This window comes from Actinacidiphila acidipaludis (assembly GCF_019890725.1).
Classification (GTDB): Bacteria; Actinomycetota; Actinomycetes; order Streptomycetales; family Streptomycetaceae; genus Actinacidiphila; species Actinacidiphila acidipaludis.
In genome coordinates this window covers 48,478-67,291 of sequence record NZ_JAINZZ010000012.1, presented here as the reverse complement: position 1 = coordinate 67,291, position 18,814 = coordinate 48,478, and the positions used below count along the sequence as shown (strand labels likewise).

Annotated in this window: 16 protein-coding genes and 1 pseudogene; 6 read left to right on the top strand and 11 right to left on the bottom strand. The window is 72.8% G+C overall.

The window, feature by feature from the left end; all coding sequences use genetic code 11:
* Positions 1-58 precede the first annotated feature (58 nt).
* Positions 59-505 carry a MarR family winged helix-turn-helix transcriptional regulator gene (locus tag K7862_RS13110; RefSeq protein ID WP_222962705.1) on the bottom strand — a complete coding sequence of 149 codons (447 nt, stop codon included), beginning with the start codon at positions 503-505 and terminating at the stop codon, positions 59-61.
* A 91-nt stretch (positions 506-596) separates the two neighbouring features.
* Between K7862_RS13110 and K7862_RS13105 the strand changes: the two genes are divergently transcribed.
* On the top strand, positions 597-971 hold the full coding sequence (locus K7862_RS13105) for a cupin domain-containing protein (protein ID WP_222962704.1): 375 nt from the start codon (positions 597-599) through the stop codon (positions 969-971).
* Here the strand turns inward: K7862_RS13105 and K7862_RS13100 are convergent.
* Both K7862_RS13100 and K7862_RS13095 read right to left on the bottom strand, forming a co-directional pair.
* Positions 964-1,818 (bottom strand): esterase/lipase family protein, encoded by an 855-nt coding sequence (locus tag K7862_RS13100; protein ID WP_222962703.1) that lies wholly within the window; start codon positions 1,816-1,818, stop codon positions 964-966. The genes K7862_RS13105 and K7862_RS13100 overlap by 8 nt on opposite strands.
* A gap of 227 nt (positions 1,819-2,045) precedes the next feature.
* Positions 2,046-5,573, bottom strand: coding sequence for a DNA polymerase III subunit alpha (locus K7862_RS13095; RefSeq protein WP_222962702.1), 3,528 nt, complete (start codon positions 5,571-5,573; stop codon positions 2,046-2,048).
* 35 nt (positions 5,574-5,608) lie between these two features.
* On the opposite strand from K7862_RS13095, the pseudogene K7862_RS37505 reads away from it, so the two are divergent.
* Positions 5,609-6,247, top strand: a pseudogene (locus K7862_RS37505) (2'-5' RNA ligase family protein); the annotation flags it as partial.
* A gap of 3 nt (positions 6,248-6,250) precedes the next feature.
* On the opposite strand, the gene K7862_RS13090 reads toward K7862_RS37505, so the two are convergent.
* Positions 6,251-7,615, bottom strand: a complete 1,365-nt coding sequence (locus tag K7862_RS13090) for an MFS transporter (protein WP_222962701.1) — start codon at positions 7,613-7,615, stop codon at positions 6,251-6,253.
* Positions 7,616-7,731: 116 nt separating this feature from the next.
* Between K7862_RS13090 and K7862_RS13085 the strand changes: the two genes are divergently transcribed.
* Together K7862_RS13085 and K7862_RS13080 are read left to right on the top strand one after the other, a co-directional pair.
* Positions 7,732-8,373 carry an ArsR/SmtB family transcription factor gene (locus K7862_RS13085; protein WP_222962700.1) on the top strand — a complete coding sequence of 214 codons (642 nt, stop codon included), beginning with the start codon at positions 7,732-7,734 and terminating at the stop codon, positions 8,371-8,373.
* A 298-nt stretch (positions 8,374-8,671) separates the two neighbouring features.
* On the top strand, positions 8,672-9,136 hold the full coding sequence (locus tag K7862_RS13080) for a PPOX class F420-dependent oxidoreductase (protein ID WP_222962699.1): 465 nt from the start codon (positions 8,672-8,674) through the stop codon (positions 9,134-9,136).
* A gap of 52 nt (positions 9,137-9,188) precedes the next feature.
* On the opposite strand, the gene K7862_RS13075 is transcribed toward K7862_RS13080, so the two are convergent.
* The 5 genes from K7862_RS13075 to K7862_RS13055 all read right to left on the bottom strand — a co-directional run bounded on the left by K7862_RS13075 (position 9,189) and on the right by K7862_RS13055 (position 15,310).
* Complete coding sequence (locus tag K7862_RS13075) at positions 9,189-10,145, bottom strand: helix-turn-helix transcriptional regulator (RefSeq protein WP_222962698.1); 957 nt, start codon at positions 10,143-10,145, stop codon at positions 9,189-9,191.
* Positions 10,146-10,340: 195 nt separating this feature from the next.
* Complete coding sequence (locus K7862_RS13070) at positions 10,341-11,363, bottom strand: alpha-lytic protease prodomain-containing protein (protein ID WP_308011962.1); 1,023 nt, start codon at positions 11,361-11,363, stop codon at positions 10,341-10,343.
* A 253-nt stretch (positions 11,364-11,616) separates the two neighbouring features.
* A complete protein-coding gene (locus tag K7862_RS13065; RefSeq protein ID WP_222962697.1) occupies positions 11,617-12,369 on the bottom strand; it encodes a DUF1684 domain-containing protein in 753 nt (250 codons plus the stop codon).
* A complete protein-coding gene (locus tag K7862_RS13060) occupies positions 12,366-13,412 on the bottom strand; it encodes an LLM class flavin-dependent oxidoreductase (RefSeq protein WP_262413055.1) in 1,047 nt (348 codons plus the stop codon). Before K7862_RS13060 ends, K7862_RS13065 begins: the two co-directional genes overlap by 4 nt.
* Positions 13,413-13,972: 560 nt before the next feature.
* Positions 13,973-15,310, bottom strand: coding sequence for a DUF5685 family protein (locus tag K7862_RS13055; RefSeq protein WP_222962695.1), 1,338 nt, complete (start codon positions 15,308-15,310; stop codon positions 13,973-13,975).
* Positions 15,311-15,986: 676 nt separating this feature from the next.
* Between K7862_RS13055 and K7862_RS13050 the strand changes: the two genes are divergently transcribed.
* Together K7862_RS13050 and K7862_RS13045 are read left to right on the top strand one after the other, a co-directional pair.
* On the top strand, positions 15,987-16,430 hold the full coding sequence (locus tag K7862_RS13050; RefSeq protein ID WP_222962694.1) for a cell division protein SepF: 444 nt from the start codon (positions 15,987-15,989) through the stop codon (positions 16,428-16,430).
* Between the two features lie 161 nt (positions 16,431-16,591).
* Positions 16,592-17,056 carry a hypothetical protein gene (locus K7862_RS13045; RefSeq protein ID WP_222962693.1) on the top strand — a complete coding sequence of 155 codons (465 nt, stop codon included), beginning with the start codon at positions 16,592-16,594 and terminating at the stop codon, positions 17,054-17,056.
* On the opposite strand, the gene K7862_RS13040 is transcribed toward K7862_RS13045, so the two are convergent.
* Together K7862_RS13040 and K7862_RS13035 are read right to left on the bottom strand one after the other, a co-directional pair.
* Positions 17,035-17,421, bottom strand: coding sequence for an antibiotic biosynthesis monooxygenase family protein (locus tag K7862_RS13040; protein WP_222962692.1), 387 nt, complete (start codon positions 17,419-17,421; stop codon positions 17,035-17,037). The genes K7862_RS13045 and K7862_RS13040 overlap by 22 nt on opposite strands.
* A 180-nt stretch (positions 17,422-17,601) precedes the next feature.
* Entirely contained in the window at positions 17,602-18,798 is a 1,197-nt protein-coding gene (locus K7862_RS13035) for an acyl-CoA dehydrogenase family protein (RefSeq protein WP_222962691.1), read from the bottom strand.
* Positions 18,799-18,814 lie beyond the last annotated feature (16 nt).

Genomic DNA, 18,814 nt, shown 5'->3' with positions numbered 1-18,814 from the left:
GCTCGGGACACAGCCTCGGAACAACCCGTCCGCGGCCGCCGGATCCCACCGGCGTCCTTCACCGGGTGGGCCGCAGCGGCCCTCCGGGAGCGAGCCGGACCAGTTGGTCACGCATCGCCAGCAGCCGCGGCTCGCCGAGGATGTCCTCCCAGGTCTCCAGCGCCTCGACGGCGGCTTCCTCGGCGGCGCGTGTGCAGCGAACGCCCCGCGTGGTGAGGACGACCAGGCGGGCACGCGCGTCGACGGGATGCGGCCGGCGCTCGACGTACCCCTTCGCCACCAGTTCGTCGACGATCTGACTGGCCGCCTGGCGCGTGACGCCGAGGTGCTCGGCGATTTCGGTGACCGTGGCTCCGGTCGGCGACAGCCGGGAGAAGACGAAGCCGTGCGTGGGGCGCAGATCGGTGAAGCCGCGGGCCACCACGCCGCTGTGGATGTCGTCGACGAGCACGGTGGCAGCGGTCAGCAGGGACGCTGTCAGGCTCATGGCATCGGATCGGTTCACAGGGACAGCTTGACACAATGCGCAAGCTGCTTGAATATATAGGCAAGCAGCTTGAGTAAGCAGCTTGCCTATATATCTCAGGGGGTCCGTCATGCCTTTCACCACCGCGGACGACGCCGTCGTCCATGAACTGCAGGGCGTCCGCTTCGTCTCGTACGCCGCGCCGGCACTCGGCAGCGCGGAGTTGTGCGCCTGGCGGGGCGAGGTTCCGCCCGGCACGTCGGGGCCGGCCCATCGGATCTCACGCGAAGAGGTCTTTCTCGTCCTGTCCGGCTCGCTGGAGCTCGCCATCGACGGCGAGAGGCGCACACTCCACGCCGGGGACGCCGCGATCGCACCGGCCGGCTCCTCCTTGGAAGTCGCCAATCGCACGGAGGCGCCGGCCGCGATGTGGGTCTCCACGAGCGTAGGGCTCGAAGCGACCCTCGCCGACGGCTCGCGAATAGCCCCGCCGTGGGCTAACTGAACGCCGACAGGCAGGTCGTCGGGGTGGCGTGGGCGGGGTCCAGGGCGTTCGCCGCCTCGTGGAAGGCGATGCGGTCCGTCAGCCCGATGGTCACGTGCTCGGAGACGTCGAGCGGGCACAGATTCTGCAGCACGACGTTGTGCACGTCGGGTCCGGACAGGGCCTGCGAGGTGTACGGGGTGACGACCTCGTCGTAGATCGTCGAGATCACGGTGTAGTGCACGCCCGGCACCGTGTCGCCACCCGCGTTCAGCTGCCGCTGGAACGCTGATCCGGCGATCTGGTCGGCCAGTCCGGGGAGCGTGGACTGGAAGAAGCCGGACGCGCCCGGGAAGTACGGGAGCAGTGCGGTCAGCCCGTCCAGGGTCGTCCCGTGATTGTCGGGGGCCAGGCCGACCAGCGCGTTCACCTTGGCCGCGCCGCCGAGGAACCTCAGGTAGTAGCGGGGCATCATGCCGCCCTGCGAGTGTCCGATGATGTCGACCTTGGCGGCATGCGTCGCGGCGAGCACCCGGTCGGTGAAGGCCGACAGTTGCTGGGCGGAGTCGGCGATCGGGCCGAGCCCGCCGATGAGCGACTCCCCGGGCAGCATGCCGTAGTCGAAGGAGAAGACGCAGTATCCGCGCGCCTCCAGATAGGGGGCGAGGACGAGCCAGTTGTCGGTGCCGTTCGCGAAGGTCCCGTGTACGAGGACAACGGGACGGGGGTGTTGGGCCGAAGGGCGGCAGGAGAAGTCGTTCCAGCCGCTGGACGGTGCGGAGTTGGCCGACGCGGCGGCGGTGGGGACGACCGCTGTCGCGGTCGCCAGGAAGAGCGCGGCCAGGAGCCGTCTCCAGGGCAGCCTCATGTGATCTCCTCGCAGGTCGGGAAGTGGACGCAACACGACACACTCACGCCCTGTGATCCGGATCACGCGCGCTGGGCACACGACAAGTTACGCACGAGTAGAAAGGAGATGACTAGTAACGCGTGAGTAAAAACTCGGAGCGCCCGGTCGGTTGACGGCCGGTTGACGGACAAAGGAACCAGCAGGTCGCCGTCACGCCGAAGACGACTCGCGCCACTCGCGGATGGTCATCCCGCGCTTCCCGGGCTGGAGTGCCACAGCTTGCGACCGGTGGCGGCGCCGTTGCCCGCGGGCCGCAGGTCGGCCCAGGGATGCAGCTCGTAGCCGGTGGACAGCCTGATCCTGCGATCGTCCGCGGGATGCGGGGGGTTCTCCTCGGCGCCGTCGGCGCCGGCACCGGTCACGCCCTCGTCGCCGGAGCCCTCCGCCAGCCGCTCGGCGACGGCCTCCAGGCCGCCGGTGCGGCGGAGTTCGGCGAGTTCGGCGAGGTTCCACGCGGCCGCGCCGACCACGCTCAGGCTCTGCGGCCCGCGCCGCTGGACCACGCCCCGCACCAGCAGCAGGAAGGAATGGAAGACGGTGTGGGCGCACGCTTCGTGGCTGTCCTCGAAGAAGGCGCAGTCCACCAGACCGGTGCCGTCGTCGAGCGTGGTGAAGATGACGCGCCGGCCGGAGCGGATCGGCGGGGTCTGCGTGGCGCCCTTGGCCCCGGCGACCAGCACCGTCTGCCCGTGCCGCACCCCGCGCAGGGAATTCGCGGGCACAACCCCCAGCTCGGCCAGGAAGGAGTGGTGATCGTGCATCAGATGACGGGAGGCGTCCATGCCGAGGACACCCAGCTCGGCGCCGAGACGCTCGGCCTCGTCCATGTCGGGCAGACCGGCGGGCGTGGCAGCCTCCTCGTTCCCGGCCAGCGGGAGCTGCCCTTCGAGCGCACCCTTGGTCCGCCCCTGCCGGTGGAGTTCCGCGATCTGCAGCAGCAGGTCGCGGCGGTTGGAGCCGAAGGAGTCGAGCGCGCCGACCTGGGCCAGCCGTTCGGCGACCGGGCGCCCGGGCCGGGCCCGCTGCCACAGGTCCTGCAGCGAGGAGTAGGGCCGGCCGGCCACCAGCCGTGCGGTCTCGGCCTCACTGATGCCGTGCACGTCCGCGAGCCCCAGCCGCAACCCCCATTTACCGGACACCAGTTCGATCCGATAGTCCGCGTCGGACCGGTTCACGTCCAGCGGCAGCACCGGCACACCGCGCCGCCGGGCGTCGGCGAGCAGCAGCCGCTTGGGGTACATGCCGGGGTCGTGGGTGAGCACCCCGGCATAGAAGGCGGCCGGGCGATGGGCCTTGAGCCAGGCCGACTGGTAGGTGGGCACGGCGAAGGCGACGGCGTGCGCCTTGCAGAAGCCGTAACTGCCGAACGCCCTCAGGATCTCCGAGGCCTGCCGGATCACCTCGGACGAGTAACCGCGGGCCCGCGCGGCCGCGCCGAACCGGGCCATCACCTGGCCCTGGCGCTCCGGATCCGACAGGGCGCGGCGCTGCTCGTCCGCGATCGCCAGGCCGCAACCGCTCATCTCGTCGAAGATCCTGATCACCTGCTCGTGGAAGACCACCACTCCGTAGGTCTCCCGGAGCACCTTCTCCAGGTCCTGGTGCGGCACCCGTATCGGCGCACGGCCGTGCCGGGCCTCGATGAAGGGCCGCACCATGTCGGCGGCGACCGGCCCCGGCCGGAAGAGCGAGATGTCGACCACCAGGTCGTGGAAGGTCGCGGGCTGCAGCCGGCCGACCAGGTCGCGCTGCCCGGGGGACTCGATCTGGAAGCAGCCGAGCGTCTCCGCCGACCGGATCAGGTCGTAGGTGGCCTGGTCGCCCTGCGGCACGTCCTGGGGATCGTCGAGGTCGATCCGCTCGCCGGTGGCGCGTTCGATCTCGTCGACCGCGTAGGCCATCGCGGACTGCATCCGGACGCCCAGGACGTCGAGCTTGAGCAGCTTGAGGTCCTCCACGTCCTCCTTGTCGAACTGCGACATGGGGAAGCCCTCACCGCTGGTCGGCATCACCGGGGTGCGGTCCAGCAGGGTCGCGTCGGACAGCAGGACACCGCACGGGTGCATGGCGATCCCGCGCGGCAGTCCGTCCAGCGCCTCGACGAGCTCCCACAGCCGCCCGTGGTCCTCGCCGGACACCGCGCGCAGTTCGGGGAGTTCGGCCAGCGCGGCGCGGGCGTCCTTGGCCCGGATGTGCGGGAAGGACTTGGCGAGCCGGTCGACGACCATCGAGTCCATGCCGAGCGCGGCCCCCACGTCCCGCACCGCGTGCCGGACCCGGTAGGTCTCGGGCATGGCGACGGTGGCGACCCGCTCCGCGCCGAACCGGTCGAAGATCGCCTGGTAGACGTCGATCCGGCGGGCCGACTCCACGTCGATGTCGATGTCGGGCAGCTCCTTGCGGTGGACCGACAGGAACCGCTCCATGAGCAGTCCGTGTTCGAGCGGGTCCGCGGACGCGATGCCCAGCAGGTGGTTGACCAGCGAACCGGCGCCCGAGCCACGGGCGGCCACCCGCACCCGCATCTCTTTCACGTCCTCGACGACCTGGCCGACGGTGAGGAAGTACGGTGCGAAGTTCAGCCGCCGGATGATCCGCAGCTCCTCCTCCAGCCGGTCCCAGTAGCGGGCCTTGCGGTCGTAGCCCCTGCGGACCAGGCCGGCGGCACAGCGCGAGTGCAGGATCCGGTCGGCGGTGCGGTCGCTGGCGTCCAGGAGCGCGGACTCGGGGAAGCGCGGCCGGCCGATGCCCAGGTCGTCCCGGGGATCCACCACACACCCCGCGGCGGTTTCCTCGGTCGCCTGCAGCAGCCGGTGGGCGCCGGTCCGCCCCTGCCCGGCGGCCTCGGCGATCCGCTCGGCGAGGCGGCCCATGTCGGCGGCGCCCTTGAGCCAGCGCTCGCCGCTGTCCAGCCGCTCGGGCCGGTGCGTGTCGATGGGCACCAGCCGGCGGGCGGCGTCGAGGATGTCGGCGACCTCGCTCTGGTCCGGGTCGGGGTAGCGCACCGCGTTGCTGAGCACCGCGGTCACGCCCTGTTCCGCGGCGAAGCCGACGATCCGGGCCGCCAGCCGCAGCGATCCGGCCCCGGTGCCCTGCCGGTTGTGGCAGACGGCCTCCAGGCGCAGCGCGGAGCCGTAGACCTCCCGCCAGGGCCCGAGCAGCCGGGCGGCCCGGTCCGGGCGGCCCGCGGCGAGAGCACGCCCCACCTCGGAGTCCGGCCCGAGCAGCACGTACAGCCCACGGTCGGTCAGGTCGTCCCAGCCCAGCCGGGGGCCCGTGCCGCCGGCCGGCCGGGCGGGAGCGACCGCGCGGTCGGCGACTCCGACGCCCGGTGTCGTGCGATGGGCGGCCGAGATCATCCGGCACAGGGACGCCCAGCCCTCACCGTTCCTGGCGAGGAAGACGGCGCGGGGGGCACCCTCGTCGACGAAGGCGCCGCCGCGCGCCGGCGTGCGGCGGCGGGCAGCAGGCTGCCGGGGACCGTCGTCGTAGCCGGGGACGGCGAGACCGGCGCCGAAGAGGGGCCGCACACCTGCCCGCTCGCAGGCCTTGGCGAAGCGGACCACTCCGGCGACGGTGTCCCGGTCGGTCAGCGCCAGCGCGTCCATGCCGCGTTCCGCCGCACGCTCGGCCAGGTGCGCCGCGTGCCCGGCCCCGTAGCGCAGGGAGAACCCGGATACGGCGTGGAGATGGGTGAACCCGCCACCGCCCATCCGTGCCTCCAGCCGCGCTCACCCCCGGTACAACCATGCCCCTCTCGTCACCCACCATAGACCAGATTTCGAACGTGCGTACGATCGACACTCCGCGTCGCCCTGCCCGCTCCACCTGCGGCGATACAGCCCGTACCCCGCCGCCCCACCGGCTGCGGGGCCGCACCCGGCGGCCCTCCCCAGGGGCGGCAATTGGCGCGGCCCGACGCCGGGCGGGCACCATACGGAGCATGGGCGACGGGGCGGGCCAGCGCTGGACGGCGGGCAGGACGGCACTGCTGATCACGGTGCCGGAGGCGGATCCTCTGGTGGCCGGGGCACGCGACAAGTACGACCCGGAGGGCGGCAGAGGAGTGCCGGCCCACGTGACGGTGCTCTACCCCTTCCTGCCCGCCGAGCGGATCGACGCCGAGGTACTGCTGACGCTGCGGGAGCTGTTCACCGGACATCAGCCGTTCGACCTGGACTTCGCCGGGTTCGGCCGTTTCCCCGACCTGCTGTGGCTCGCCCCGGAGCCGCAGGCCCCACTGCGGGCGCTCACCACGGCCGTCACGCGGCGCTGGCCCGACGTGACGCCTTACGGGGGCGCGTACGGCGACACGGCACCGCACCTGACGGTCGCGAGCGGCCGGCCCCAGGAGACGTACGAGGTCGTGGAGCGGGAGTTCGCCGCGGGGCTACCGCTGCGCACCCGGGTCGCCGGGGTCCATCTCGTGGTCAGCGACGGGGACCGGTGGCACCTCCGGGAGACCTTCCCGCTGGGCGCGGCCGGTCCCAGCGCCGACGCCGGAGCCCCCGTCTGACTCCCCGCCCGTGTCCGCGGCCTCGACGCCCGGCCCCTCCCCCAGGCCGCCGCTCCGCACGGCCGCACCTCGCCGTAGCAGCAGGAACCACGCGGCCGGCGGCCCGGCGACGCCGACAGCGATGAGCTGCAGGCGGTAGTCGGCGACCGCGACGAGCCCGGCGCCGAGCGCCGCGGCGAGGGCGGTCGGCGCGAAGACGACCGTGCCCGCGGCAGCCGACACCCGCCCCACCATGGCCGGCCGGGTGTACTGCTGCACCGCGGTGAAGGCCGCCACGATCACCCAGGGCAGCCCGACGCCGATCGCGAGGGTCCCGACGAGCACCACGGGCAGCTCGGAAACCGCCCGCAGCGCCGCCCCCGACGTGAACAGCAGCAGCCCGGCAGCGGCGAAGGCGCCCTCCGGCAGCCGGCGCATGACCGCGCCGGCCACGACTCCGGCCACGATCGAGCCGCTCCCCTGTACCGCGTACAACACGGCGACGAAGGCCGGCGGCCGGTGCAGCCCGACGTCGTTCATCTGGAAGATCGCGGCGCTGCTGATCCCCGACAGAAGCATCGCCAGCGCCCCGGCCGCGACCAGCCGCCGCAGCAGCGAATGCCGCCGCAGATGCCGGATGCCCTCGGCGGTCTGCTCCCGCCAGCCGGACTCCGGAGGGGCGGACGGCCGTTCACGGACCCGGATCGACGCGAAGGTCGCGGCGGCCAGGACGAACGTGAGGGCGTCCAGCACGGCGACGGCCGCGCCACCGAAGCGCACGAACAGGCCCGCGCCGGCCAGCGGGGCGAGCAGCTTCATCGCCTCGTTGACGGTCATCCGCAGACCGTTGAAGTCCCCGCGCAGCGCAGGCGGCACGGCCGCGACCACCAGCCCGGCCTCGGCCGCGTCCGTCAGCACACCGGCGACACCGATCAGGACGAAGACGGCGAACAGCAGCCAGACGTCCCGCCCGGCGCGCACCGCGAGGAGCAGCGGCAGCAGCGCGGCAAGCGCCATGTTGACCCAGACCAGCAGGGGTTTGCGACGAACCCGGTCGGCGACGGCGCCCAGGACGGGACCGGCGAGCACCGGCGCCCACACGCAGAAGGTCACCACCGCGGCCAGGCTGCTGGACCCGGTGAGGGTCTTCACCCACACCCCCGCGACCAGCAGCATCGCCGAGTCGCCGAATCCGGACACCAGCACCCCGCCCAGGTACGTCGCCGCCACCCGGTCCCCCAGGACCCTTCGTACCGTCATGACTCCCAAGTTATTGCTAGGGGGTTGGCATCGGCAATCCCCGGAACGGGACAGCGGGCCACGCGGGATCCCCAGGGCGGAGAGACCACCGAAAGGGACCGCGATGTAATGGGGGCATGACGGCGACCGATCCCTTGCTGCGGGCCCTGGCCCACCCGGTGCGGCTGCGCATGGTGTCCCTCGTCTGGAACGCGCCGTTGTCAGCGGCCGAACTCGCCCGCGAGCTGGGCATTTCACACGCCTTGGCCAGCCAGCACCTACGACGGCTGGACGCGGTCGGCGTCGTGGAACTCGCCGAGATCCGCACCAACCGCGGAGGCCGGGAGCGCCGCTACCGCGCGGTGCACGGTTCGCCGCTCTCCGACCAGCGGCACGAGGCGGCCGCGCCCCTGCTCGCCGAGGCGCTCGCGCACAACCTCCGGGAACGCGCCGCCCGTCGCGCCCCCGACACCGAAGGGGTCACCTCGGACGCGGAGTTGTGGGTGGCCCCGGAGGTCTGGACGGACTTCAGGACCCGACTGGCCGCCCTCTTCGACGACTTGCACGCGGCGGCCCAGGCGCCGCACACGCCCGGCACGACGGGCATCGGCGTGACCGCCATGGTCTTCCCGTTGCGGGAGGACGCGGCCGGGGTGACCGGAGAAGAGCCGGGCGCGAGCCCGGAAGAGGGCTCAGACGAGGGCTCAGACGGGGGCTCAGATGCCGGCTCATCAGCGGACGGAGGCCCGGGCGGGAAGCCGATTCGGCCGAACGGGTGATCTTGCCACGAGGAGCGGCCGGACTGGAACAACCGTGCGAGCGCCCTCGTTGGCACCTGTGAGCGAGGACACAGAAGGAGAGACGAGAGGGGGAGGACGCGGCCCGAGACCCGGACGGCCCTCCACCCCACCGGCCGGCCGAAGGGCCGAACCCACCACCCAGGGGCACCATCGAGACCACCCGGCCGGGCCCAGCGCCCCCCCCAGCAGCACCGCCGCACGACGCCACCACACCCGGCACAGCACCCGGCACAGCAACGGACCACAACCACGAACCACGGATCCCATCGGAGCGATCATGAGCCAGCCGCCTGCCACCAGCCCCCTGTTCGACCTTCTGCGCGAGCGCAGCACCGGAGTGCTCGTGACGCTGAAGAAGGACGGCCGGCCGCAGTTGTCCAACGTGTCGTTCACCTATGACGGGCCGAGCAGGACGATCCGCATATCGGCCACCGACGGCCGCGCCAAGACCCGCAACCTGCGGCGGGACCCGCGTGCGAGCTTCTACGTCACCACACCGGACATGGGGGCGTATCTGGTCGCCGAGGGGGGCGCCGAGGTGACCCCGACGGCCGCCGATCCGCACGACGCCACCGTGGAGGAGCTGATCGAGGTCTACCGCGCCATCGCGGGCGAGCACCCGGACTGGGACGAGTACCGGGCCGCGATGGTGGCCGACCGCAGGCTGGTGATCCGGCTGCGCGCCGACCGCGCCTACGGTTGGGGTCGCGCCCAGGGTGGGACGAGCGGCGCGGTGGACTGAGGCACCGCCGCGGCGGTTCCGGGCTCTCCGGCGGCAGGCGCGTTCGGCGGCGTCAGGCGGATGTGGTCGAGCGGGCCAGACGTGCGGCCACCACGCGCAGGTGGTCGACGAGTTCGGGCGGCTCCTTGACCTCGAAGTCCGCGCCGAGCAGACCGAGGAACATCGCCAGCGCGTCCAGCGACTCGAAGCCGGTGGCGAGTTCGCAGGAGTCCTCGCCGAGCGCGGTGATCGTGCCGAATCCGGACCAGGCGAACCGCCCGACGCTCTCCGCGGAGGCGTGCACCACCACTCTGGCCTGATACCGGTAGGCCCGGGAGGTGACGCCTTTGGCGACGTACGAGGCGGCGTCGTCAGGGAGTTCGCGTGGGGTGAAGCGCGGGCCGGCCGGGGGCTTGGGCTCCACGCGGTCGACACGGAAGGTCCGCCAGTCGTCACGGGTGACGTCGTAGGCGAGCAGGTACCAGCGGCGGTTGTGGTGCACCAGCCGGTACGGCTCGACCTCACGGCGGCTGGCGGCGCCGGAGTGGTCGAGGTAGTCGAAGCGGAGCCGTTCGTGGTCACGGCAGGCGGCGCCGATCACCGTCAGCACCTCCTGGCCGACGGCAGGCCCGGTCGTCCGTGGCTGGACGGTCACCGCCTGCATGGCCTGGACGCGGTGCCGGAGGCGTGACGGCAGGACCTGTTCGAGCTTGGCCAGCGCCCGGACGGAGGTCTCCTGGATGCCTTCGACGATGCCGCCCGCGCCGGTGCGCAGACAGAGCGCGACGGCCACCGCCTCCTCGTCGTCCAGCAGGAGGGGCGGCAGGGCGGCGCCGGCGCCCAGCCGGTAACCGCCCGCCGTGCCGGGCGAGGCATGTACGGGGTAGCCGAGCCCGCGCAGCCGTTCCATGTCGCGCCGGATGGTGCGGGGCGTGACGTCGAGACGCTCGGCCAGGTCGGGACCGGACCAGTCACGGCGTGACTGGAGGAGGGAGAGCAGACGCAGCAGGCGCGCCGACGTGTCCAGCATGGCGTTCAGTCTGGCAGCCGCCCCGAACGGCGCCGGGCGCCAGGGCCGGGCGCATGGGCCGCCCGGGGCCCATGCCGGCGACCCGGTACTCCCGTGCCCCTGCCGGTGCACCGCAGGGAGGCCCGCACCGAACAGGCCGGTGCCCCGGCCGCGCAGGGAGCGACCGGGACACCGGGCAGACGGTGAGGTGAATCGTCAGTAGACGCTGACTCCGTAGGCGCTGAGCGCCTCGGTCACGGGCTGGAAGAAGGTGGTGCCACCGGAGGTGCAGTTGCCGCTGCCGCCGGAGGTCAGGCCGATGGCCTTGGTGCCGTCGTACAGGGAGCCGCCGCTGTCGCCGGGCTCGGCGCACACGTTGGTCTGGATGAGCCCGGAGACCACCTCGCCGTTGCCGTAGTTCACTGTGGCGTTGAGGCCGGTGACCGTGCCGCTGTGCACGCCGGTGGTGGAGCCGCGGCGGGTGACGTGCTCACCCACGTAGGCGTTGGCGGCGCTGGTGATGTCCTGGCTGCCGACGGTGCCGTCGTGGGCGACGGAGCTGTCGTACCGGACGATGCCGTAGTCGTTGCCGGGGAAGCTGGTGCCGACCGTGGGGCCGATGTAGGTGCCGGAGCTGGTGTAGTAGGCCGGGTAGCCCTGGGTGCAGTGGCCGGCGGTCAGGAAGTAGTAGGTGCTGCCGCTGCGGACGTTGAAGCCCACGGAGCAGCGCCAGCTGCTGGTGAGGATCGGGTCGCCGCCCGAGAGCAGCTTGCTGAAGGTGCCGGAGACGCGGGTGATGTGGACCGCGGTGCCGAAGCCGGCGGTCGACTTCTTCAGCCGGTCGAACTGGGACGCGCTGACCCGGCTGTCGACGCTGACCTGGAGGGTGTCGGAGCGCGGGTCGAGGGCCCAGGCGGAGCCCGCGACGTCGGCGGACCTGGCCGCGTCGCCGGCCTTGAGCAGTTCCGCGGTGCTGTGCGCGACCAGCCGCGGGGTGGCGCCGGCGGAGCGCACGGCGTCGGCCGCGGTCTGGGTGGTGACGTTGACGACGGTGGTCCTGCCCACCGTGTCGTAGTAGCTGCCCGCCGTGCTGGCCGTACCCAGGTGGGCGGCCACGGAGGCGGCGGTGTCGGGGGTCGCCTTCACCGTGGGGGCGGCGGTTGCGGAGGGCAGCGCGAACGCGGTCGCGGCCAGCAGGCCGGAGGTCACCGCGATCAGGGGTATGCGACGGGACTTCACTCGTTCCTCCTGTGGGGGTGGAGGGCGGATGGTCGGTGTACACGTCGGCGGCGCGCGGTCGAACCGGGGTGAGACTTGTCGGAGCACCGTCAAGTCACACCGATTAACGAACGCACCATGCGCCTGACAAGTACTCCTGGGAGTATTCAGATCCCACAGGCAACACACAAGAGGGCTGTCGCGTCCGGTAATCGGCGCACAAACGTGCCCCGGCGGTCCTGGAACCGCCGGGGCAGGCCGAAGTGACGGCGTCTCAGCTGGTGAGAAGTGCGCGCTCCCCCGCTTCGAGCGCGTAGGGCAGGGTGTTGCCCGGCGGCGGGAACGGGCAGATGAACGCGTCCGCGAAGGCGCACGGCGGCAGTTGCGTCCGGTTGAGATCCACGGTCAGCGTGCCGTCGGCCGCCGGCGCCTCGGTGTACAGGAAGCGGAACCGGAAGCTGGTCGTCCCACTGGTGGCGTCGGCGAGCACCGCCCACAGCCGGCCGCCGTCCTCGACCGCGACGGCGAGGGTGTGGGTGACGCCCCCCGCGGTGAAGGTGAGCTCGCCCGCGAGGCCGAGACCGCGTTCGCGGCCGTCGGCGTTGGGCACCTGCACCGAGCGGGCGGCCTCGAACGGCGTGAACTCCGCGGGCACCACCCAACGGCCGTCCCAGGCGAAGGCGTCGATACCGGCGAAGGTCTTCCGCGCCGGGGACTCGGGGTCCCAGACCCGGACCGCGAGCAGCCCTTCACGATCGATCGCCAGCAGCTTGCGGCCGTCCGGCAGGAGCAGCGGGTCGTTGTCCGGTCGCAGGACCGTGGCCGCGCCGTCCAGGTCGCGGACGACGGCGCCGCCCTGCTGGGACCAGTGGCCGGCGAGTCCGGGAATCACCCCGTCCGTCACGTCGTCCAGCCAGTAGGTGCCGACCAGTGCCAGCGGTCCGTGCGGCGCCGAGACACGCTCCCGGCGACCCTCCCGCCACTGCTGCCAGTCGTAAACCGCCTGCTCAACCGCTTGTGTGCTCATGAGCCAAGCCTTCCATATGCCTCGGACGAGGGGTGTGGGCCGGTCGGACCGGGTATCAGACCGGCTGTCGGAACGGGCGCCACGGGCCCGCGCGGCGGGCGGTGCAGCCCGAGGTGTTCGCGCAGCGTCGCGCCCGGGTGGAAGGTGCGGAACAGACCGCGGTGCTGGAGCAGCGCCACCGTCCCATTGACGAACCGCTCCAGGTCCCGCGTGGGCTCCACCGGCCGGATGCGGAATCCGTCCACCGCACCCGAGCCGTGCCACTGCGCCACGAGGTCGGCCAGGTCGACCGGCCCGCCGCAGAACAGCGGACCGGCCGCGCCGTCCGCCACCGGCACGGGTGCGGTGCCCGGTTCCTGGCCGAGTTCGCCACTCCCCAGGTCGACCGCGAGGTCGGCGAACACCAGCAGACGATCGGCATCGCGCCCCGCCCGCGCGGCCAGTGTCCGCAGGTCGTCCCGCGCCCGGTGAGCCTCTTCCGGCGTAACCGCCTGCACGAAGGCGAGGTCGGCGAAACCGGCGGCCGTACGACGGGCGGTGGGCGCGCTGGCGTCGAGTGCGAGGACGGGCCGGCAGTCCGGCGGGCTCGCCCCGGCCTCCCGCAGGCTCTCCCAGATCCGCACCGCGGCGGCGATCTCGGCCTCGGCCGATCCGGCGGCCCAGGTCCTTCCGCCGCCTCCCTCACCCCGGTCAGCCGCGCGGGTGAACCGGACCCGTCCTCCCCCGGTCCTGTCGGCACCGCCCGCCACCGTCATCGCGCCGGCCGGAGCGACGACCGCCCATCCCGCGCGACCGCGACTCGCCTGGTCCAGCGCGGCGACGTCCACCGCCGTGCCCGGCCGCGTTCCCGCGCTGGCCACGGCCAGCAGCCCGATGCGGTCCGTCGCCCGCGCGACGGGGGCCAGCGCCTCAACCGCGTCGGGCGGGCCATTGCCGCCCAGCGTCACGAAGTCCAGCGCGCCGCGCTCGGCGAGCCGGGCCAGCTCGGTGGGGGTGGTGGCCGGCGGCTCCCCAGGGCAGTCGATCGCGGCCGCCAGGTGCAACGTGCGGACGGGCCGCCGTGGCACGGGCTGTGCGGGGACAAACGGAAGGGAGGGAAACGCGGATGTCGGTTCTGCGGGCATGCGAAGGCTCCGTGACATGCGGAATCGGTAGTGGGTGCCTTCACACGAACGCCGTGTCCCTCAACACAGCCGCCCTCAAGGGGCCTTGAACGAGGCTATGCCGACGCCTTCGCGGGCTGTCAAAGGTTGTCCGAGGTGTGGACACCGCGTCTCGCCGCGGTTGACGGATACCGGAGGCGGCTGCTGCACTGTCCGCATGCGCAGCTGCCGGCTGGTCATCCGCGGCCACATCGACTTCGGTCGGGTGTGGTCGTCGTCGTGTTGTCGCCGCTGACCAGCGAGCCCCCGCACCCGTTCGCGGCCCGGCACATCGGGCCAGCGCGAACCCCCGCCTTCACACAAGCTCCGCCGTGCCACGGCCACACCCGCGGCACACTTCCCTCAGCCCCACCCGGCCCGAGCAGCCCGCACGGCCACCCCTCGCTTGCCCCGCCCATCCGCTTCAAGCAGCCCGCCCGCCACCCCGGAACGCCCGGACCTCAGCAACCGCAATCGCAGCACTCGCAACATTCGCAGCACTCACAGATCTCGCACCCGTCACAGCAATCGCAGCAGTCGCCGCACTTGCCGCACCACGACTCACGCCGCTGGCCGCTCCACGCGTCATCGTGCTCGCGGCAGCACAACTGGCAGGTGCAGCACATGCCGGTGTACACCAGGCACCCGGCCAGCAGGCCGCGCCGGCGCGGCGGTTCGGGCGGCGGGAAGTTGCCCGGTCCACCCGGGCCACCGGGCGCGTACGGGTTGGCGGGCCCGGGCGCGTAGGGGCTCTGCCCAGGTCCGTACGGGCTCTGCCCAGGTCCGTACGGATTCCCGGCGTGGGGGTTCCCTCCGAACGGGTTCCCCGAAGCGCCGTCCGGGCCCAGCACCCCGAGCAACCCCCGCACGCCCTGCGGATCCTGGCCGCCCCGCGCACCCCCGTCATCCGGCGCACCCGCCTGATGCGCGCAGCCTCCGGTCCCGAACGCCCGGTCCACCGACCGCCCCAGCTCATGGACGAGCAGCATGTGGGCCAGCCGTCCGGACGCGCTGTTCGCGAACTCGACGTCCTTCAGCGCCAGGCGTATGCCGTGCAGGGCGTCGTCGCACAGCCGCCGGGCCTCAGGCAGTCCCGCACCGGTCGCGGCGAGCGGGTTCCACGCGCCTGTGCGGGTGTCCTCGGCCAGGTCCTCCACGGCGTCCAGCAGATGCGCAAGGCGCCCGAACAGCCGCCCTGCCTCCTCCAGCGGGGCGCGGTTGGCCGGGCGCCCGGCGAGCACCGCGGTGTGCGCGAAGGCCGCGGCGGTCGCGGTCTCGGTCGGCTCGGTGACGGCGAGCAGCGGGGTGCCCGGTCCGGCGGCCGCCTCCACCGCGCCCTGCCGTCCCACCGCGTCGAGGAGCACCGCGGTGTCGAAACCCAGATCGCCGCCACCCCGGGTGCCGGCCCGGTCCCACCGGCGGGCGACGCCGCGGGCCGCGGCGGCGACCGGACGGCGGGCGAACGCGCCGTCCGCGTCGTCGACGTGGTCGCGGACCTTCGCCGAGGCCAGCACGAGCGAGACCGCGGCGGCCAGCCGTGCCCCCTCGCCCGTGGCGACCGGAGCGGTGCGCATTCCGCGCAGCGGACAGGGCCCGGCCTTGCGGCGCCGGCTGTCCGCGGGTGCCGACTGCGCCTCGGTCAGCACCGAGACGACCAGGCCGTCGTAGTTGGTCGCGACCCGCGCGAACTGCCCGTGGCCGTCCCTCAGCGCCAGGCACAGCCCGCAGAGGTGGGCCAGCCACGAGGCGGCCATCCCCTCGGACATGCGGTGCCGGCACGGCCTGATGATCCCGAACATGTACCGCTCCCCCGTTGTGCCCGGCGTCGTGCAGTCCCCCCGGCGGGCCGGTCATCCCTGCCGGCCGCGGTACGACTGATACGACGGTCGTTCATGACGACATGACCGCCGGTCATGCTAGCGGCCCAGTGCGGTCGCCCGTCCGGCGCACGAACGAGTGACGTTCTGACGGACGATCAGGCGGCAGCCGGACCGCGGCCGGGCGTAGTCACGCCCCGCCCCGGACACCGCGATGAGCGCCGGTGTCCACGCGGCGGCTTACCCGGACTACGGAGCACGGGGTGCGCGGTGGAAGCGGCGTGCGGGAGGGGCTCTGCGCATGCCGGCAGGTCCGATCCGCCCGATGGCGGCCGCTCTCGCACCTTCTGACCAGGTGTTCGTGCATCGCGTAGGTGTGAGGTGCCGCTTCGGGGGCAGGTCACCGGAGCCGGAGGGGCGGGAGGAGGGTGGCGAGGGCGTACGGCCGTACGGCCGTGTAAATCACCCGGAAGTGGAGAGCGTTCCCATCGGATCGTCAGCTCTCTTAACCCTGTGTCGGCCTGACGGTACGCCACTATCGTGTGTGCCAGTACCGTCACAAGTCGCTCGCTCGGCGGCTATCCGCTTGGCGCATCGCCCACATTATGGATGACGATAGGACTGCGGACGGTACGACCGCGTGAGAGAGGAGGCGTCCATGGGTTCGGTTCGACGGGCGAGTGCCTGGCTGGGCCTCGTCGACGACAACGGCGGCGAGGGCTACTACGACGAGGAGTACGCCGACTACGGCCAGGGCTCCGAGCGCGCGGACACGTGGGTGACCGACCCGCGGGTGCGCGTCGCCACGGAGTCGGCGGAGGAGCAGGGCCGCCGCATCGCCACGGTGACCCCGGACGGCTTCCGGGACGCGCGCGGTATCGGGGAGCTCTTCCGCGAAGGTGTGCCGGTGATCGTCAACCTCACCGGCATGGAGTCCGCCGACGCCAAGCGCGTCGTCGACTTCGCCGCGGGTCTCACCTTCGGTCTGCGCGGCTCGATCGAGCGCGTCGCGAACCGGGTGTTCCTGCTGACCCCGGCCGACTACTCCGTCATGAACGGCGACGTCCACCGTGGCGGCGACGGCTTCTTCAACCAGAACTGATGCCCGTGACGATCCACCAGCCTCCCCCCTCACCGCCCCTGCGCTGACCTGCGCGGGGGCGGTTGTCGTCGGTGGGCCTGCTGGGTCTGCCGCACCGGGGGCGCCGAGGTGAGGCGGTCCAAGTCGGGTGCAACGAGCGCTGGTTGTGCTGAACTCTGGGCATGACCGATGGCGGTGAGGGAATCGGAACGGCCTCGTTGAGTGCGCTGGCCCTGGGCCCGGCGAGTCGTCTGCTCGACGAGGTGGAGCGGCTGCGCGACGAGGCTCGGCACAAGACGCACCTCGCCGACCGGAGAGCCGCGTTCTGGGCGTTCGCCGACATCATTCTGGGCTTCCCCGCCGCCCTCCTCGCCGGGGTGTCCGGCGCCGCGGGCCTGGCCACCGCTGACGCCCGTACTCCCGCGGCGCTGCTCGCACTGGCCTCCGCGGGACTGGCGGCCGGCGCCGGCTTCCTGCGCAGCGACTCGCGGCGCGTAGGCCACAAGCGGGCTCGCCGGGCGTGGGCCGCCCTGGAGGGCGAGGCCAGCGTCACCTTGACGCAGGAGCAGGTGGACCAGGCCTCGCTCCGCCGCCTGTTCGCGATGCGTGAGGCCGCACTCGTGGCCTACGAGGGCACCGACGCCTGATCGCGGCCGGCGCCGGACTCCGGGTCCGCCGGGCGCGTGAAGCCGTGGGCACGCTCGACCTTGGCCACGTGCAGCGAGTACGAGGTGTACCAGTGCTCGCGGCCGTACGCGCGGGCCAGGGTGTGCTCAGCATGGTCGCGCCAGGCGGCGATCGCCTCCTCGTCCCTCCAGTACGACACCGTGACCCCCAGGCCGTTCGCGCCCCGGGCGGCGTCCACGCCGAGGAAGCCCGGCTGCTCGGCGGCAAGTTCCATCAGCCGCTCGTCGGTCTCCGTGTAGCCGTTGTCCCCTGCGGTGCGCACGGCGGTGAACACCACGGCGTAGTAGGGCGGGGCGGGCAGCGACGCGGGGGCGGGTTCGGTCACGGAGGTCCTCCAGCAGACGGCACCGGCAGCGGCGCCCCACACGATCTCGCCACCCGCCCGAAGCCACAACCCCGGGCGACGGGAGCGCGGGCCGGTGACCGGCCGGCCCTCACCGGTGAACCGGCCCCGCTCGCGGAAGCAGGACCACCCACCGAACGGCCCCCACCCGCAGCGGCGGCCTCACCCCCGAAATGCGTCGATCCCGGTGAGGGCCTTCCCCAGCACGAGCTGGTGCATCTCGACCGTCCCCTCGTACGTCAGCACGGACTCCAGGTTGGTCGCGTGCCGCATCACCGGGTACTCCAGCGAGATCCCGTTGGCGCCCAGGATCGTGCGGGCGGTGCGGCAGATCTCGATCGCCTCGCGCACGTTGTTGAGCTTCCCGAAGCTGACCTGCTCCGGCCGCAGGCTGCCGGCGTCCATCCGCCGCCCGAGGTGGTGGGCGAGCAGGATCCCCTTGTGCAGCTCGACGGCCATGTCGGCGAGCTTGGCCTGCGTGAGCTGGAAGCCCGCGATCGGCCGGCCGAACTGCTCTCGGCTCCTGGCGTAGTCCAGGGCCGCCTCGAAGCAGGACCGGGCGGCGCCCATCGCCCCCCACACGATGCCGTACCGGGCGTGGTTGAGGCAGCTGAGCGGGCCGCCGAGTCCGGTGGCGCCCGGCAGCAGGGCGTCGCCGGGCAGCCGCACGTCGTCCATCACGAGCTCGCTGGTGACGGAGGCCCGCAGGCTCCACTTGTGGTGGATCTCGGGGGCGGAGAACCCGGGGGTGCCGGTCGGCACGGCGAAGCCGCGGACGCCCTCCTCGGTCTGCGCCCACACCACGGCCACGCCCGCGACGCTGCCGTTGGTGATCCACATCTTGCGTCCGTTGAGCACCCAGTCGCCGTTGTCGCGCTTGGCGTAGGTGCGCATGCTCGCCGGGTCGGAGCCGTGGTCGGGCTCGGTCAGGCCGAAGCAGCCGATCACCTCGCCGGCGGCCATCCGCGGCAGCCACTCCTGGCGCTGCTCCTCCGAGCCGTAGCGGTGGATGGCGTACATCGCGAGGGAGCCCTGCACCGAGACCATCGAGCGGATCCCGGAGTCGGCGGCCTCGAGTTCCAGGCAGGCCAGGCCGTACTGGACGGCGCTCGCCCCGGCGCAGCCGTACCCGGTCAGCGGCATGCCCAGCGCCCCGATCGCGCCGAGTTCGCGGGCGAGTTCCCGGATGACCGGCAGTTCGCCGCGCTCGTACCAGTCGGCGACGTGCGGCAGGACGCGGTCCCTGGCCCAGTCGCGCACGGTGTCGCGCACCGCGCGGTCCTCGGGGCTCAGCAGGTCGTCGACGCCCAGCGGGTCGTGCGGGTCGAACGGCGCCCTGGCGGCGTGGGGTGCGGACATGGCGGACCTCCGGACC